Annotated in this window: 12 protein-coding genes and 1 tRNA gene; 8 read left to right on the top strand and 5 right to left on the bottom strand. The window is 40.0% G+C overall.

Annotated elements, in window-relative coordinates:
- The first annotated feature begins 149 nt into the window (after positions 1–149).
- A complete protein-coding gene (gene purB, locus IPM71_12455; protein QQS50385.1) occupies positions 150–1,499 on the top strand; it encodes an adenylosuccinate lyase in 1,350 nt (449 codons plus the stop codon).
- Positions 1,496–3,352 (top strand): ABC transporter ATP-binding protein, encoded by a 1,857-nt coding sequence (locus IPM71_12450; GenBank protein ID QQS50384.1) that lies wholly within the window; start codon positions 1,496–1,498, stop codon positions 3,350–3,352. The genes purB and IPM71_12450 overlap by 4 nt, the downstream gene beginning before the upstream one ends.
- 139 nt (positions 3,353–3,491) lie before the next feature.
- Here IPM71_12450 and IPM71_12445 read toward each other — a convergent pair.
- Positions 3,492–3,579 (bottom strand) — tRNA-Ser (locus IPM71_12445).
- A 443-nt stretch (positions 3,580–4,022) separates the two neighbouring features.
- Here IPM71_12445 and IPM71_12440 point away from each other — a divergent pair.
- The 6 genes from IPM71_12440 (at position 4,023) to IPM71_12415 (ending at position 10,382) form a co-directional block, all read left to right on the top strand.
- Complete coding sequence (locus IPM71_12440; GenBank protein ID QQS50383.1) at positions 4,023–4,295, top strand: HU family DNA-binding protein; 273 nt, start codon at positions 4,023–4,025, stop codon at positions 4,293–4,295.
- 76 nt (positions 4,296–4,371) lie between these two features.
- Positions 4,372–5,052 (top strand): RNA methyltransferase, encoded by a 681-nt coding sequence (locus IPM71_12435; GenBank protein QQS50382.1) that lies wholly within the window; start codon positions 4,372–4,374, stop codon positions 5,050–5,052.
- 192 nt (positions 5,053–5,244) lie between these two features.
- Positions 5,245–5,946, top strand: a complete 702-nt coding sequence (locus tag IPM71_12430) for a response regulator transcription factor (GenBank protein QQS50381.1) — start codon at positions 5,245–5,247, stop codon at positions 5,944–5,946.
- Between the two features lie 45 nt (positions 5,947–5,991).
- Complete coding sequence (locus IPM71_12425; protein ID QQS50380.1) at positions 5,992–6,822, top strand: hypothetical protein; 831 nt, start codon at positions 5,992–5,994, stop codon at positions 6,820–6,822.
- Positions 6,823–6,939: 117 nt separating this feature from the next.
- Complete coding sequence (htpG, locus tag IPM71_12420; protein ID QQS50379.1) at positions 6,940–8,985, top strand: molecular chaperone HtpG; 2,046 nt, start codon at positions 6,940–6,942, stop codon at positions 8,983–8,985.
- Between the two features lie 203 nt (positions 8,986–9,188).
- Positions 9,189–10,382, top strand: a complete 1,194-nt coding sequence (locus IPM71_12415) for a pyridoxal phosphate-dependent aminotransferase (protein QQS50378.1) — start codon at positions 9,189–9,191, stop codon at positions 10,380–10,382.
- Positions 10,383–10,445: 63 nt separating this feature from the next.
- Here IPM71_12415 and IPM71_12410 read toward each other — a convergent pair whose 3' ends face one another.
- From IPM71_12410 to IPM71_12395, 4 genes are all read right to left on the bottom strand, one after another.
- The gene (locus IPM71_12410) at positions 10,446–13,751 is read right to left on the bottom strand and encodes a GAF domain-containing protein (protein QQS50377.1); all 3,306 of its coding nucleotides are present in this window, start codon (positions 13,749–13,751) and stop codon (positions 10,446–10,448) included.
- A 32-nt stretch (positions 13,752–13,783) separates the two neighbouring features.
- Entirely contained in the window at positions 13,784–14,002 is a 219-nt protein-coding gene (locus IPM71_12405) for a transposase (protein ID QQS50376.1), read from the bottom strand.
- A gap of 122 nt (positions 14,003–14,124) precedes the next feature.
- Positions 14,125–14,754, bottom strand: a complete 630-nt coding sequence (locus IPM71_12400; GenBank protein ID QQS50375.1) for a hypothetical protein — start codon at positions 14,752–14,754, stop codon at positions 14,125–14,127.
- A gap of 173 nt (positions 14,755–14,927) precedes the next feature.
- A complete protein-coding gene (locus IPM71_12395; protein QQS50374.1) occupies positions 14,928–18,320 on the bottom strand; it encodes a GAF domain-containing protein in 3,393 nt (1,130 codons plus the stop codon).
- Positions 18,321–18,554: the final 234 nt, after the last annotated feature.

Below are 18,554 nucleotides of genomic sequence, written 5' to 3'. Positions count from 1 at the left end.
CCTTTGCAGGCTGTGAAAAGTGGAACATACCTTTGCCCAAAAAGCAGCTTGTTCACCATTACACACATTATTCAGTGATCGATTTAAAAGTTGCACGAATTGGGTTAATGCCACAAATTCAGCAGCAAGAAAAATAAAATAAGGAGCGTATGAAATTGGATGAATTATCAGCCATTAGTCCTGTTGACGGACGATACCGCGGAAAAGCCGAGGAACTGGCGGTATATCTTTCGGAATTCGGCTTGATAAAATACAGAGTACGGGTTGAGATAGAATACTTTATTGCCCTTTGCCGATATAAAATCCCACAGCTTACAAGCATTGACCGTCAGAAATTTGAAGATCTCCGTAAACTCTACGTCGATTTTTCAGCAGAGGATGCATTGGAAATAAAAGAAATTGAACGCACAACCAACCACGATGTAAAAGCAGTTGAATATTTCATCAAAAAACATTTCGACCGTCTCGGCCTACAAGCCTATAAAGAGTTTGTGCATTTCGGGCTTACTTCTCAGGATATCAACAACACTGCTGTTCCTCTGTCCTACAAAGAGGCGCTTCTATCGGGCTATTTCCCGCTGATGGAAGAAACCATACTTGAACTCATTACTCTGGCAGAGCTTTGGAAAGATATTCCAATGCTGGCAAGAACACACGGGCAACCGGCTTCGCCCACACGTTTAGGAAAAGAGATTTTCGTTTTTGTGGAGCGTCTGAAAACACAACTGGCCCAGTTACGACAGCTTCCGTATTCGGCAAAATTTGGCGGTGCTACCGGCAACTTCAATGCGCATTGTGTGGCCTATCCGCACATCGACTGGGCAGAATTCGGAAATGCCTTTGTAAACCATGTGCTGGGTCTCGACAGGCTTCAGACCACTACCCAGATCGAACATTATGACAACCTGGCTGCCTCCTTCCAGAATATATCACGAATCAATACTATACTTATCGATTTATGCCGCGATATGTGGACTTACATATCGATGGATTATTTTAAACAAAAAATAAAAACCGGCGAGGTAGGTTCTTCTGCTATGCCGCATAAAGTAAACCCCATCGACTTCGAAAATGCCGAGGGCAATTTAGGCATTGCCAATGCACTTTTTGAGCACATGGCCTCTAAATTGCCGATTTCGCGTCTTCAGCGCGATTTAACCGATTCGACAGTATTGCGAAACATAGGTGTACCCCTGGCGCATACATTCATTGCAATAAAATCTCTCCGAAAAGGAATGGAGAAACTCCTTCTTAATCCGGAAAAAATAGAAAGTGACCTAGCGAACAACTGGCTTGTAGTAGCTGAAGCCCTGCAAACCATTCTTCGTCGCGAGGGTTATCCAAATCCCTACGAGGCATTGCGCGACCTTACGAGAACTAACCGCAAAATCGGACAACAGGAAATCAGCACATTCATCGAATCGCTTGACATTGACGAACAGGTTAAAAAAGAGCTAAAGCAAATTACTCCATTTAATTATACAGGAATTACCTTATGAGGGATGCAATAAAAATTTTCGGCCGGTTTCTGCCACCATACAAAAAGCTGATCGCTCTGAATATCTTCCTGAATTTCTTTGGGGCCATTTTTGGGGTTTTTTCTCTGGTTACCATGATTCCAATTTTGAATATACTGCTCGACAAAGCCCAGGTCGTATACACATACCAATCAGTAGACTTCTCGATTATTCCATGGAATATTCCCACGGATGCATTGAAAAATAATTTCTACACCTTTATTTCCGATCTTGCTATTCAATATGGCGAACAAAAGACGCTAATCATAATTGGCATTGTACTTATTTTTCTGGTACTCTTAAAGACAGGCTTTACATTTCTGGCAAGCGTCACGATGGTATTGTTACGAAACAATGTGGTGCGTGATATACGCAACATGATGTACAACAAAATATTGGATTTGCATTTAGGCTTTTTTTCCGACGAACGCAAAGGCGATATTATTGCCCGTACAACAGGCGACGTGGCAGAATTAGAGTTTTCGGTGATGTCATCGCTCGATATGTTCTTCAAGAACCCGATCATTATTTTAATCACCATTGCCATGATGATTTTCATCAGCTGGCAACTGACTTTGTTTATTTTTATATTGCTACCCATTGCCGGAACCCTTATTGGCTATATTGGCAAAACCCTGAAACGTTCTTCTTTAAAGGCCCAAAACAAAATGGGCGAAATACTTTCGACCATCGATGAAACCATCGGAGGCTTGCGTATCATCAAAGGCTTCAATGCCGAAGCATACATGAAACGCCGCCAGGGCGGCCAGAACGAAGAATTTCGCAAAGTTGCCAATTCCCTCATGATAAGGCACGCATCGGCCAGTCCAACCAGCGAATTTCTTGGTACCACAGTATTTGTTATACTGATGTGGTACGGAGGAAGCTTAATACTCAGCAACGACGAAAGCATAAAATTTGAAGAGTTTATAGTCTATCTGGGCCTGTTTTTTAATATCATCAACCCGGCTAAAGCATTTGCTTCTGCCTTTTACAGCATTCAAAAAGGACTGGCCTCGATGTCGCGCATCGACAAAATTCTTCAAACTCCTTCGGCCATACAAAACAAGCCCGATGCTATTACCAATGCTGCAATGAATCAGAAAATCGAATATCGGAATGTATCATTCCGTTATGGTGAAGAATTTGTACTTAAGAACATCAACCTCACCATTGAAAAAGGCAAAACAATTGCACTGGTAGGCCAATCCGGTTCGGGTAAATCAACTATGGTCGATTTGCTGCCACGCTTTTACGATGTAGTGCAAGGTGAAATCAGTATTGATGGTATTAATGTAAAAGACATTCGCTTGCACGAACTGCGCAAACTGATGGGAATTGTAAACCAGGATCCCATCCTCTTTAACGACACTATCTTTAATAACATTGCATTTGGCATAGACAATGCCCGCGAAGAAGACGTAATCGCAGCAGCCCGGATTGCCAATGCGCATGAATTCATTCTTCTAACTCCCGAAGGCTACCAAACCAATATTGGCGACCGGGGTACCAAATTGTCCGGAGGTCAGCGCCAAAGAATAAGTATTGCCCGGGCGATTTTAAAAAACCCACCCATTCTTATTCTCGACGAAGCTACCTCGGCACTCGATACCGAATCGGAGCGCTTTGTGCAAGATGCCCTGATCAAACTTATGGCCAACCGAACCTCGGTAGTCATTGCACACAGGCTTTCGACCATTGTGCATGCCGATGAAATAGTGGTTTTACGCGAAGGGGAGATAGTAGAAAGAGGGAAGCACGACAAGCTACTGGCACTCGGAGGCGAATATTCAAAATTCTACCAATTGCAAAATTTCCAGGACCAGACTTCTTGATTTTCCTGAAGCAATTAAACGAAAGCGCAATAAGCAGGATTCTGCCAAAAGTAATAGAAAGTTACAATTTGCATTGAAGGCTACTTCAACAAGAAAAATAAAAAAACCCGGCTCATTTTTAAGCCGGGTTTTTTATTCTTGGCGGAGAAAGAGGGATTCGAACCCCCGGTACCTTGCGGTACAACGGTTTTCAAGACCGCCGCATTCGACCGCTCTGCCATTTCTCCGGGCGCAAAAGTAGTACTTTTTTTTATTCTCTCAAGCACTTCCCGAAAAAATCTCAAAGCCAGGTGTATAATAAATCGCTGAGTTAAAATTTTGGCGCAAAAACCAAAAAAAGCCAGTAAATACAAGCCTTTTGGAAAGAAAAATTATTAACAGCCAAAAGACCTTAATCAGCAAGCCCTTGACCAGAGCGTTCTTTTCCTTTCTACAGCGGGTTACAATTTGTATATCAACATCTTACAACGAACATGAATTGTACACTATTCAACCCTCAGGAAGCTAAAAATCAAAAGAAATGAACATTGAAAAAGCATAAAAAGGACGGAAATCTTACGCTGGCGGGCGAAAAAAGTAGTTCTAAATTTGCTGGGCATGCTAAAAAGTCTATATTTGTAAATACATTTACTTCTGTAAAAAAATATTACTAACCCTAAATTTGTTTAACATGAACAAAGCAGAATTAATCGATGCAATCGCTGGCACTGCTGGTCTTACAAAAGCTGACGCAAAAAAAGCTCTTGATGCATTTATTTCAACTACAACCGCAGCCCTTAAAAAAGGTGACCGTGTTGCTTTAGTTGGTTTTGGATCTTTCTCTGTTGCTGAAAGAAGCGCCAGAACTGGAAGAAACCCTCAAACAGGTAAAGAAATTAAAATCTCAGCCAAGAAAGTTGTAAAATTCAAAGCTGGTAGCGAACTGGGTGAAGTTGTTAACTAGTTTGCCCTAAAGATTTAGAAGAGGGAGCCATTGCGCTCCCTTTTTTTTTACCATAATCCTCTAGGCTCCCATACAAATGATTACCCCTCTGATTGAATACCTGAGTGGCTTTGTAAGCGAACACAAGATTGAACTCTTTAAAAGAGTTATTGATTTTCGAACCCGCTACCTTACGGTGGTGCTCGAAAACATTTACCAAGCTCAAAATGCAAGTGCTGTAATACGCTCCTGCGAATGTTTTGGAATTCAGGATTTGCATATTATCGAAAACAACAATAATTACCGTATTAACCCCGATGTGGCCTTGGGTTCGCATCAATGGCTTAATATCTACCGATACAACCAGCACAAAAACAATACAAGCGAAGCCCTGAAACAGTTAAGGGAAAAGGGATACAGAATTGTGGCAACTACCCCGCACCATAGCCAGGTAAACCTCGATGCATTTGATTTAGAAAAGGGAAAGGCTGCCTTCTTCTTTGGCAACGAGCACCATGGACTAAGTCCCGAGGTTCTGGACTCTGCCGACGAATACCTCACCATTCCCATGTTTGGTTTTACCGAAAGCCTGAACATTTCGGTTTCTGCAGCAATTGTCTTAAACAATCTTTGTAAGCGACTTCGCATGGATAATCACATAGACTGGCAACTCAATTTGTTGGAGCAGCAGGAAATTCTACTCCAATGGTACAAGAATGCTATAAAAGATGCCGATGGAATTATACGCCATTATTTTAGCAAGCATACTGAAGAATAACAATTTAGCCTGTGAATTATTTTTAAGTCTGATATCTCAGAATTTTTATATATTTGAGTTTTTGATTGACGAAGTATAAATTCAGATTGATGAACCACATTTTGCTTGCAAATCTAACATGCAAACAAACTAAAGAGATAGTTTTTAGTCTGACCTTACTGATGGAATATATACAGATGAAACAAAAATAATATGAATTGTATTATTATTGATGACGACTTAATGTCGAGGCGCGTAATTGAAGAGTTTGTAGGTCGTACCGAACAATTGAACCTTCTAAACTCATACGAAAATGCCGTTGATGCCATCAATGCATTTAATACGGGAGAAGATGTGGATTTAATCTTCCTCGATATCGAGATGCCGGAAATGAGTGGAATCGATTTTTTGGATACGCTTCAGAACCCACCTCAGATTATCATAGTTTCATCGAAAGAAAAGTATGCCCTCGAGGCTTTCAATTACGATGTGACAGACTACCTTTTAAAACCTGTCACCTACAGCCGCTTTTTCAAGGCAATTAACAAGGCCAATGTGCGTTTTAAAACCAAAGTCGATTCCAAAGACGACGAAATCTTTATCAAGAAAAATTCAGCGCTTGTACGCCTGAAATACGAACAGATATTGTGGATAGAAGCCCTTGAAAACTATGTGATTTTTAACACATTCAACGATAAATACACCATTCACTTTACAATGAAGTCGATCGAACAAAAATTACCCTCTAATATGTTCACCCGGGTACACCGTTCGTTTATCGTCAATACACGCAGCATAAATATCATCGAAGACAATTCAATTATTATAAACACCAAAGAAGGCAATAAGACTATTCCCATTGGCAAGTCTTACAAAGACAAATTAATGGGCGATATCAACCTGATCGTAAAATAAATCAGTGGCTTTTTAGTTATACTAACTAAGGCATCATACTTACTTATGCACAGGTTTATTTTATTGCTGTTTTCGCTATTTTATTTCTTGTCAATCTCCACAGCCCAACTGGCAGATAGTATCTATTTTGCATCCAGGCAGCGCATGCTTAAGTTGTTGTATGTTCAGTTGCAGGAAACGGACGGCCCGGAAAAGCAACAAGCAGAGCTTGTATTCAGAGATTCGCTGTTTCAGGTGGTTTCTTCACCCGGTTCTGAGCAATTCAATTTCGATTCACTCCCTTTTATTGGCCGCATTGCTTCGATAGACAAGAAGCTGATCATCTACTCATGGAATATTCCGCAACCCGAAGGATATCATCATTACTTTTGTATTGCCCAGTATTATCTGAAGGAAGAAAAAAGGTATAAAAGCACCCTATTTATTGAAGAACCTGGTTTCATAAACAAAAGCCCACAAGGACAAGCCACCAGCCTTTTCTGGCCTGGTGCCCTGTATTACGAGATTGTTTCGACACGCTACAAGGGTAAGGAGTATTTCACTTTGCTGGGTTATGATTTCAACCATTTACTTTCGAACCGCAAGTTGATCGAAGTGCTCGGATTTTCCGTGGAGGGCTTACCTTTCTTTGAGCCGAAGGCTATTTTTTATGATGGTAAGCCGCATAACCGCCTGATTTTTGAGTACAACGAGCGCGCCCAGATGATGCTGCGATACAGCAAAGCCGACCGGATGATTGTTTTCGACCATCTATCGCCAGCGAAACTATCGCTCGAAGGACAATTTCAATTTTATGGACCCGACCTTTCTTTCGATGGCCTGGTTTTCGAGGAAGGAATCTGGAAACATAAAACCGATATACTTCCGACATTCTGATATTTTTTCAGTTTTAGTTATCCGTTGTTCTCTTTTTCCTGCCTCTTTGTCACAGTCCCAGAGGTGGCACGCCCTTTGAAAAGAAGCGCGCCAGAATAAACTATAAAAATAAATACTATGTCAAAGGGTACTATTGGTGTTACCACCGAGAACATTTTTCCAATTATTAAAAAGTTCCTGTATTCCGATCACGAGATTTTCCTGCGCGAGCTGGTTTCGAATGCAGTAGATGCCACACAAAAACTTAAAACCCTTGCCAATACCGGCGATTATAAAGGTGAGCTTAATGATTTAACCATCAGGATTACACTCGACAGCAATGCAGGAACGCTTACCATTTCCGATGCGGGTATTGGTATGACTGAAGAAGAAGTGATGAAATACATCAACCAGATTGCTTTTTCGAGCGCCGAAGATTTTCTGGAAAAATACAAAGACAAGGCAAACGCAATCATTGGGCATTTTGGCCTTGGCTTTTATTCGTCCTTTATGGTGTCTGACCGTGTAGAACTCATCACACGATCATACCAGGATGGTGCCAAAGCGGTTAAATGGAGCTGCGACGGATCGCCTGAATACACGCTGGAAAGTGCAGAAAAAGAAACACGCGGTACTGAGATAATTTTATACATCGATAAAGATTCAAAAGAATTTCTCGAGAAAAATCGTATTGAAAATCTTCTCAAAAAATACTGTCGTTTCCTGCCGGTGGAAATAGCTTTTGGTAAAGAAACCGAATGGAAGGACGGGAAAGAAGTTGAACTCGAAAAGGACAGGGTTATTAACGAAACCAACCCCTTGTGGACCAGAAAACCAGCCGACCTCAAGGAAGAGGAATACAACAAGTTTTACAACGACCTCTATCCCTTTACCGACGAGCCACTGTTTCATATTCACCTGAATGTAGATTATCCCTTCAACTTAACGGGTATTCTCTATTTCCCAAAGATTAAAAACAATTTTGAGGTACAACGCAATAAAATTCAGCTCTATAGTAACCAGGTATTTGTAACCGATGCGGTAGAAGGCATTGTGCCGGAGTTCCTGACCCTTTTACATGGAGTGATAGATTCACCTGACATTCCGTTGAATGTATCGCGCAGTTACCTGCAAAGCGATTCGAATGTAAAAAAGATATCCAATCATATCACTAAAAAAGTAGCCGACCGGTTGCAGGATATTTTCAAAAAAGACCGTGAGCAATTCGAAAGTAAATGGGACGATTTGAAGTTGTTTATTGCCTATGGAATGATTTCGGATGAAAAATTCTACGAAAAGGCAGAAAAATTTGCCCTATTCAAAAACACCGATGCCAAATATTTCACTTTTGAAGAATATGAGCAAAAGATAAAAGAAAACCAGACCGATAAGCACAAGAGCCTTATTTACCTCTATGCCACCGATGCCGAAGCTCAGTTTACATTTATCGAAGCGGCAAAAAACAAAGGTTATGATGTGTTGCTAATGGATGGGCAGTTCGATGCCCATTATATAAACAGTCTCGAGCAGAAATTTAAAGAAAGCCGCTTTGTAAGGGTTGATTCCGATGTGGTAGACAAGCTAATTGAAAAAGAAGCCAGTACAGAAATTAAGCTATCGGCACAACAACAAGACTGGCTTACACCAGTTTTCAGAAGTCATTTACCCGAAAAAGCCAATTTTTTGGTTATGTTCGAAGGTATGTCGGAAAACGATAGCCCGGTAACCATTACGCAGAGCGAATTTATGCGCCGTATGAAAGATATGTCTGCACTTGGGGGAGGCATGAATTTTTATGGTTCATTGCCAGACAGCTATAACCTGGTTGTCAATGGCAATCATCCTCTGGTGTTAAAAATTAGCGAACAATTGGCCGAAAAAACAGGTGCAGAGCTTTTAAAAGTAGAGGACAAACTCAACTCCATTAAAGCCAACAAAGCCGATTTGGATACTGCCAATAAAGATAAAAAGGCTGAAGAAATAGGCCAGGCCGATAAAGACCGCTTAGCCGAATTGGAGAAAAAGATTAAAGAGCTTACTGATAAAAAGGAAAAACAACTATCTAAATTCGGCAAAGAGAGCCAGATGGTAAAACAAATCATCGACCTGGCTTTACTGGCCAATAACATGCTTAAAGGAGAAGACCTTTCGAAATTTGTAAAACGAAGCATCGAATTGCTTTAGTAAATATTTTTCCTGTAGCCAAAAAAGCCTTGTAATAAAAAACAAGGCTTTTTTCTTTTAAACATAAACCCAAAGCCATGCGTTATGAAAAATACTGTATTTTTGCCCAGGGAATGAAATATTTTTCTTTTCAGAACAAAACCTTCGCGCAAGAGATTAAACTTTAAGCCTGAAAAAATTAACCTAAAAATTGATATACAGATATGGAAAAAGTAGCAGCACGGATTAGTGCAATGGCACCCTCGGCAACAATGGCCATGAACCAGGCCACACGCGATTTAAAAGCCAAAGGTATTGATGTGATAAACCTCAGCGTTGGTGAACCGGATTTTAATACCCCCGATCACATTAAGAAGGCTGCCAAAGATGCCATCGACAACAACCAGTCATTTTATCCGCCGGCACCCGGAATACCGGAATTGCTTAAAGCCGTATCGCAAAAATTCAAACGCGAAAATAACCTCGATTATTCCCCCGATCAGGTAGTGGTATCTGCCGGAGCCAAGAACTCACTGGCGCAGGTAATTTTAGCACTTATTGACAAGGGCGACGAGGTAATAGTGCCATCGCCTTATTGGGTTACCTATGTAGAACTTGTAACTCTTGCAGAAGGCGTGAATGTAATCATTAAAGGTGCCTTTGAGAACGATTTCAAGGTAACTCCTGAACAAATCGAAGCCGCCATTACCCCTAAGACCAAAGCCCTCCTTCTTTGTTCCCCCTCTAACCCAACCGGAAGTGTATACAGCAAAGAAGAGCTTGCTGCCATTGCAAAAGTGATTGAAAAACATAAAAACGTATTTGTGATTACCGACGAAATATATGAACACATCAACTTTGTAGGTAAACACGAATCGATTGCACAGTTTGACGCCATTAAGGACAGGGTGGTAGTAATCAATGGCGTATCGAAAGCCTATGCCATGACCGGTTACAGGATTGGTTATATTGGTGCCCCTGTATGGGTTGCCAAAGCTGTAATTAAACTGCAGGGGCAGCTTTTAACAGGTCCTGCCACTATGGCACAAGTAGCTGCAGCCCATGCCTTAAATGCCGACCAGAGTTGTGTGAAGGAGATGCTTGTTTCTTTCAAACGCAGAAAAGACCTTGTGATTAAACTTTTAAGTGAAATGCCCGGTGTTGAAGTGACCAATCCTGAAGGTGCTTTCTATGCTTTTCCAAGAATTAGCTCGTATTTCGGAAAGAAATACAATGGACATACCATCAACACTTCGAACGACCTGGCTTTGTACCTGCTTAACGAGGGACACATTGGCACGGTTCCGGGCGAATCTTTTGGCGATCCGGACTGCATCCGTATCTCATTTGCTACCTCGGACGAGAACCTGGTAGAGGCCATGGCACGCATGAAAAAAGCCTTGGCAAAACTTTCATAAGGCCTTTGATAAAAGCATAAAAAAACGCCCTCTTTCTAAAGAGGGCGTTTTTTTGTGGATGACTTATCGTTTTGTTTTAAGTGTTTCTAACTCGGCCTTTAAGGTTCTGATCTCATCTTCGAGCGATTCCTTGTTTTGGGTCAGATCTTCGCGTTCTTTTTTCCATTCCTCTTCACGTCTGCTCATTTCTTCCTGGGTAGCATACATTTCTTCCATGTTCTGCCTCATTTCTTCTTCCTGCGACCGCAACTCTTCAGTTTGCTGATGCGACTGTTCAAGAAGTTCGTTCAGTCGCTCGCTGGTCTTGCGTATGGAAATCACTGAAGTAAGGTTCTCGCCTATTTTCTCAATAAATCGAATTTTGTATGCTTCAAGTTCCTCAAGCGAAGCTATTTCAATAATCCCCTGCTTATTATTGAGCTGCATGGCTGGCACAAGGTAAAGAAATCCAGGCTGAACTTCGCCAAGGCCTGAGGTAAATCTTGCATATCCTGGTGGCAGATTATTTACGGTTATTGTTTTTCCCTCGGCAAAACTGGTACCCACATAACCCTCTCCCACTTTCAAAATTTGTTTATCACCTTCGGTAATATCCACTGCATAAGATCCAAACAATTCGAGGTAACCGCCATCGCTGTTTTCGTGGTAAATATAAAGTACTCCCATCGAAGCACCTACATAAGATACCAGCTCGGAGATAATTTGTCGCGAGAGGTCTTTAAAATTATCGTTGGCTGAAGTGAGAATGTTAGAAAATTTGGCAAGTCCTTCGTTAGAGAACCTAAGTTCATGCTCTTCAATATCTCGTTTTTTAATTTCTTCCTGTTGCTTTTCAACTTCTCTTACTTTTTCAGCAATAATCAGCTCCCCTTCACGGATCTTTCCTTCGAGCAGTTCCTTGTCGCGCCTGACACCTTCGGTACGGCGCTCGTAAATTTTATAGGCAATATAGGCCAGAAGCATTAGTACCAAAATTCTGAACCACCAGGTTGCCCACCAGGGAGGCAATATTTTTATTTTTATTGCGGTTCCTATTTCATTCCAAATGTCATCGCTATTTGATGCTTTTACTTTAAAAACGTATTCACCAGCATCAAGATTTGTATAAGTTGCATATCGGCGTGAAGAGTTCGTATAATTCCATTTTTCATCATATCCTTCCATTTTATAAGCATATTGAGCTTTTTCAGGATAAGTAAAATTTATAGCTGAAAAACCAAATGAAAATACAGATTGCTTATTGGATAAAACAATTTCTTTCGTTTCTGTAATAGATTGTTTTAATGGAGAATTGGGAGTATTGATGTTTACAGATTCATTAAAAATCTGAAATTCATCGATATAGACTGGTGGAATAACACTATTTACCTTTATATCATCTGGATTGAATACGTTAAATCCATTATAACCACCAATATAAATATTTCCATCTTTATCCTTTAAGCGGGCAAATCTTGTAAATTGTGTTCCTTGTAAGCCATCAGAAATGGTGAAATTACGGAATTGCTTTGTTTGAACTATATATTTTGTTAAACCAGAAGCAGTTAAAATCCACATATTTCCATGATTATCTTCGAGTATACCAGAAACCGAGTTAGACAAAAAACCATTTGTTTCATTATGCTCTTCAATTTTCCCATCGGGTGTCGATATGATTAATCCTTTATCTAATGTCGCTGCCCAATAATTTCCCTTTTTATCAAGATATACATCTGTTAATTTATATCCTGTCAATCGTTTTTCTTCTTTAAGCTCATTAGTAACCTCATCGAGCTCAAAATACCCATTGATTGTTGCAAAGCCTTGTTTTTCATTGGTTTGTCGAAGAATACGATGAACAAAGCTATTAAAAACAAAAGCTGGATCAGAAGCGTTAGCACTGTATTTTTTTATTACACCCTGCTGAACATTAAATACATCTAGCTCAAGCGTATTGTAAGATATCCAAATATTTCCATCGTTATCTAAGAACAAATTAATAATATTCACATTTGATATGGCATTAGGATCATTCGGATTTGATGTATAATGATAAAATTTTTCGGTTTTTCTGTCAAAGCGATTCAAACCTTCGCCCCATGTTCCAAGCCAGATATCATGGTTTCTATCTTCGCAAATTGACAAGATGGCATTACCACTCAAGCTGTAAGGGTCATTAGGATCATGTTCGTAATTTTTAAATGTTTTCAATTTCGGATCGAAAACGCTTACACCTCCACCATCTGTTCCAATCCATATTAATCCTTTCGAATCCTCGAAAAATTTAAATACAACATTATAAATCAGTGAATTTTCATCATTTGCAATATGCTTATAAGTTTTAAACCGATCTTCCAGTGGATTGTAAATATTTAACCCAGCTACTGAAGTACCAACGTATAGAATACCCTCATTATCTTTGTAGACTGTCCAGACAGCGTTAGTATTTAAAGTATTTTCTTTTTTTTCGTCCGACACATGGTAATAAAAGGTTTTAGTCTCTATATCAAGCTTATTAACACCTCCAAGATCAACTGCTATATAGAGAAAGCGATCGCCATCCAAAAATAAATCTTTAATTGATTTGCCATTCGTTCCTTTTCCATCTCCATTGGTATTGTATTGTTGGAAGTTTTTATTAATTGGATCGAATGAATAGAGCCCGTTTCCTTCGGTCCCTATCCAAATCATTCCTGAATTATCTATCAATAGCTTTTTGAGTAATCCGGTTGTTGAAGTAAATAATGAATCAGTAAAATTACTGAATTGCAAGGATCGTGTATCAAAACACCAAAGCTTATTATCTCTTGTAACAAGCCAAAGAAATTCATTAGCATCCATTCTTATGCAATCTATTATATTCGATTGAATATTAGATTTTTCTGATGGATAAAACTTTTCAAAAGTATCTTTTTCCCTGTCCCATTTATTAAACCCGTTTGTGGTCGATATCCACATATTCCCTTTTTCATCTTCATAAATGTTTGTTATTGAGTTTCCACTAATACTATTTGCTGATTCGGTTTTGTATCGTTTAAAGGTTTCCGTATTCCTGTTAAATAAATTGAGGCCATCATTGGTCCCAACCCATAATTGACTTAAATGGTCTTCATAAATACACAATATTGTATTATTAGATAATGAATTATTGAGTAATTCATTGTTCTTATAAATGGTAATTTTCATTCCATCAAATCTATTCAATCCATTTTCGGTACCTATCCACAAATATCCTCTACTATCGCGTAATACGGCTGAAACTCGATTATTAGATAATCCTAAATCTGCTGTAAAATATTTAAACTTATAGTCATGAATTTGAGATTTTACCTTCTCTGTATGCACGATTAATAATGCACAAACTAAAATAAAAACAGGTTTAATTCTCATTTGCTTAATATTTAAATCCTATATCCTTAATTCTATCTTAACCCATTAATTTTGGCAATTACAAGCCTGTCAAGAATTTTATTCCCAAAGTATCGACTTTTTAATTTGTAAACAAATTCGTTTAGATATAATTGCAGATACTTTCCTTTAGTTTTATGATAATTGCCTAGGAAGCTTCGTTTTGCATTGCTAATCGTGATATACACCCATCGAAGCGTTTCTTTAGTTGTTTGTTTGTCAGATTTTTCCATTCTATGAAGCTCAATAAAATCTGAAATATTAACATAAGACTTGCTCTTGTCTTAAAAAACAATACACTTGTGGTCCAGTGAGTAAATTACGAGCTCATTGATTTCCTCTTATGCATTGCGTGTTAATACTTTGGGTATAATACCTGCAGTGCATCGCTGGTTCTGACCCATAAGGTATCATCGTTGCTACGCTGTATTCCTGTAACCATGTTAGAGGCCAGGCTTTCGAATTTTCCATCGGCAAGATCGTTTGTAAACTCCTCACTTTTAGGGTCAAAGCGAGACAAACCACCATCATAGGTTCCAATCCATAATATCCCTTCACTGTCTTCGTAGAGGGTATAAATTCGGTTGGCCTTCAATGAATTTGGATTTGCCGGATCGGAAGGCCAATTTTTAAAGCTGTTCGATACCGGATCGAAGCGGGCTATACCACTGCTGTTGGTGCCAATCCATAAACTACCGTCGGCAGAAGGGCATAAAGCATAAATGAAATTATCGGGCAGGGAGGATTGGTCGTTTCGGATGTTTCGGTATTGTTTGAATTCGTAACCATCGAACTTGTTGAGGCCGTCTTCGGTACCAATCCATATAAATCCTTCCTGGTCCTGAACAATTGAACGGACAACCTGCTGTGACAAACCATCTTCGCTGGTATAGCGTTTAAAAGCCGCATAAGGTGAAATTAACTGGGCAGCAATCAGTTGCACACTTATAACAAGTATACTGAATATGGATAGGCGCTTGAGCATGTGAAGGTTTTTTAATACAAATAGAAATATAGCTAAATATTGTATAAGTTACCATTGCTGACTTCCTAAAAAAGTTAACAATGCTTAATTACCTTATTACAAGCTGGGAGTAAACAGGAATAAGTTGCAGTCTGTTTCGAGAAAAAAGACATCATTCAATTTAAATTCAGAAATCAAGTAGATTCTTTTTCGTCAATCATCTGCTTGAGCTTCTTATTCTCTTCCACCAGTTCTGCCTCGCGTTGCAACATCTTTTCGCGTTCCCGTTTCCAATCTTCTTCGCGACGACTTGTCTCTTCCTGGGTTGCCAGCATCTCTTCCATGTTCTGCCTCATTTCCTCTTCCTGCGAACGTAATTCTTCTGTTTGCTGATGCGATTGTTCGAGCAGATAGTTTAATTTTTCTCCTGCTTTTCGCACCGTGATTATGGAAGTCATATTCTCACTGATTTTCTCCATAAACTTCACCTTGTAAGGTTCTAGTGCTTTGAGTGTGGCTATTTCGAGTATGCCTTGCTTGTTATCGCGTTGCATTATGGGAACCAGGTAGATATGCGAAGGCGAAACGGATCCAAGTCCCGAACCAAGGCGTGCATAAGTCTCAGGTACATGGTCAATACTAATGGTTTTTCCTTCGAGAAAGCTTGTTCCTACATAACCCTCACCAATGTGGATGTGTGTTTTGCTGAGTGTTTCGGCATCGGCCGCGTATGATGCATAAAGTTCGAGAATTCCGTCTTCGCTGTTTTCTTGAAAAAGGTACACTACCCCCATTACACCGCCCACATATCCTACCATTTCTGATACAATACTTTTCGATAATTTGTGAAGGTCATCCTCACTGGAAGAAAGTACTTCGGAGAAATGCGCCATACCCTGATTGGCAAACCGCATCTCGGCTTCTTCTATATCACGCTTTCTGATTTGCTCTTTCTGAAGCTCAACTTCCTGCACTTTCTCCGCAATCAGTTTTTCTCCTTCGTTAATTTTACCCTCGAGCAGTCGCTTGTCTTGTTCAATCATGGCCCGCCTGCGGTTGTAAAATTCATAGGCTATTAAACCTATCACGATTAGTACAAATATTCTGAACAACCATCTTTTCCAAAAGGGAGGTCGGATGACAATTCTTAGTTCACGCGGGGTTTCTGTCCAGATTCCATCGTAATTAGAGGCATCTACCTTGAAAGTATATTTTCCATGATTCAGGTTGGTATAGGAAGCAAAGCGTTTTTTACTGTCAACCTCAATCCAGTCCTCATCGAAACCCTCCATCATATATCGATACCGGTTGTTTTCGGGAAATGCATAATGCAGTCCGGAGAATTCGATTGAAAAAACATTCTCGCGGTGTGTAAGCACAATTTTGCTGGTCTGATTAATCCCTTTCTTCAGGATAATATTTTTATTTACTTTCTGGCCTACCTGCAAGGATTGATTCATTACTTTTAAGTCAGTAAAAACTATTTCCGGCTTAGTCTCGTCTTGCACTATTTCAGAAGAGTTGAACATATTAAATCCATTGATGCCTCCAAACAACAACTCTCCATTTAATCCTATAGCGCGAGCTCCCCAGAAAAACTGATTGGCTTGCAATCCATCGTTGACATCGTAATTAATGAATTTTTCGGTAGCTGGATCGAAGCAGGACAGTCCATGATTAGTACTTAACCAGATTTTTCCTTCTGGATCAGAAAGCATGGTATACACTACATCATTGGGCAAACCTTCTGATCGTGTATATACTTTTATAAGTGGGGTTTCTTTTCCTTTCTCTCCAAACTTAATGCGGTTGAGACCGCTTCCGTAAGTACCAGCATAGATTTCGTTAGTGTTTATCTTGCGATTATAATAGAGAGAAATAATGCGGTTATCACTAATAGAATTTTCATTTTCAGGATCGTTCAAATAACGAATAAAAGTGTAATCAACATCAAAGGAATTGATTTCCTTATCTTTTGGTACCATTTGAGTTAGGCCTCCCCAGGTGCCTACCCAAATATTTCCAAAGGCATCTTCAACAATGGTGTTGGCTTGCACTCCATAAGGTGCAAGCGAATTGGGATTATTGGGGTTATGCCTAAAAGTACGCACCATGCCGGTGTTAGGGTTATATAAATCAAGTGAAGTTTCAGTGCCAATCCAGAAATTACCATGACGATCTTCGTAGATTGCCTGAATAATGTTTTCGCTTAGTGTCACATCCTTATTGTCTGTTCCAAATGTAATGACATCCTCCGGCGATCCGCCCCGGAGCATGACCATTCCCTGACCCCAGCTTGCTATCCAGATATTGCGTTTGGAATCTTCGAAAAGAACTGTAATATTAGAGTTAAAAAAGTCGAAACGATTGTCGTTTACACGCTGATACTTACCTGTAACATAATCTCTCGTAAGCCTGTCGAGCATGGAGTTAACACTCACCCAGATGGTATAATCCGAATCGACCAGAAGTGCCCGTATTGTATTTCCCCTGATGCTGTTTGGGTCGCTTAGATCGTTTTTGAAATGTTGAAATTTTTTCCGGTTTATGTTAAGCTTACTTATTCCAATGCTGTTACTTCCAAGCCAGAGGGAGCCGGTCTTGTCCTGAATTAATGCAAGAATGCCACCGGGGGCAAGACTGGCCGGATTCGAAGGGTTGTGCCTGAAATTGACCACTGAGTAATTTCGTTTGTCGAAAAGGAAAATACCCTCGCCCATACTGGAAACCCAGAGGTAATTGTCGTTAAGCGAAGCGACATCGAGCAGCAATAGATTTTCGGCTGTGAAATTACTGAAAGGTATCAGTTCCTCCTGCCCTGTAAGAGTATTGTAACGCAGTAAGACTGCCCCAACCGAGGTCCATATATCCTGATTTTGATCGAGTATAAAAGAATTTCGGATATCGGTAGATGGAGTGAACACTGTGGCATTGGCAGTGTTAAAAGTTTCAGTGAGTGGATCGAATTTTTGGATATTCTCATTGGTACGTATCCAAAGTGCACCCTGCCGGTCGGAGAGGATACCTAATACTGTATTTGATGCTATAGTCCCTGGCTTTCCGGAATACATATATCGATTAACTTGGCCTGTATTAGGATTCAAACGGCAAAGGCCACCGCCATTAGTACCTACCCAAACCGTGCCAGTAGTGTCTTCGTAAATAGATTCGATACGGTTATCGGAAATACTGTTTACGTTATCTGCCTGGTATTGAAACCGGATAAATTTATTGGTTGAGGCATCGTACTTAGCAAGTCCGGCGCTATTGGTGCCCACCCATACCCCACCATCGTTAGCAGGGGCCAGGGCTTGTATAAAGTTGTCGGGAAGAGACTGATCGTCGTTACGTATACTACGAAACTGCTTGAACTCATATCCGTCGAACTTATTCAACCCATCTTCGGTACCTACCCATATAAACCCTTCTGTATCCTGAATAATGGCCCTTACAACCTGCTGCGATAAACCTTCTTTGCTGGTGTAGTGATAAAACGGAGCATCGGAAGGAATAACCTGAGCCATCGTAGCAAGAAGATTGAGAATGCTGCCGACCAGGACTACAAAAAAACTTTTCATTTGAATCATATCCTTAATGTTTTATACCCGCTTTGATCAACTAGCCCTGCAGAACAATTATGGCTGAAGGACTTGTTTTACAGTTTGCTTTACAATCAACTCATTAGCTTTTGTTGGAAGCATCATTTCGTTGTAAAGAATACAGACAGTTAACGAATTTAATAAAAACTTCCTATAATCTGCACGCTTCCTTGTTAAATCCACCATGTTTTATAAGCAGTGTAATCTTTCAGAATGGAATTT

The organism is Bacteroidota bacterium (assembly GCA_016699695.1).
Lineage (GTDB): Bacteria > Bacteroidota > Bacteroidia > Bacteroidales > UBA10428 > UBA10428.
The sequence above is the reverse complement of the archived record's forward strand: the minus strand, read 5'-3'. Positions and strand labels throughout refer to the sequence as shown.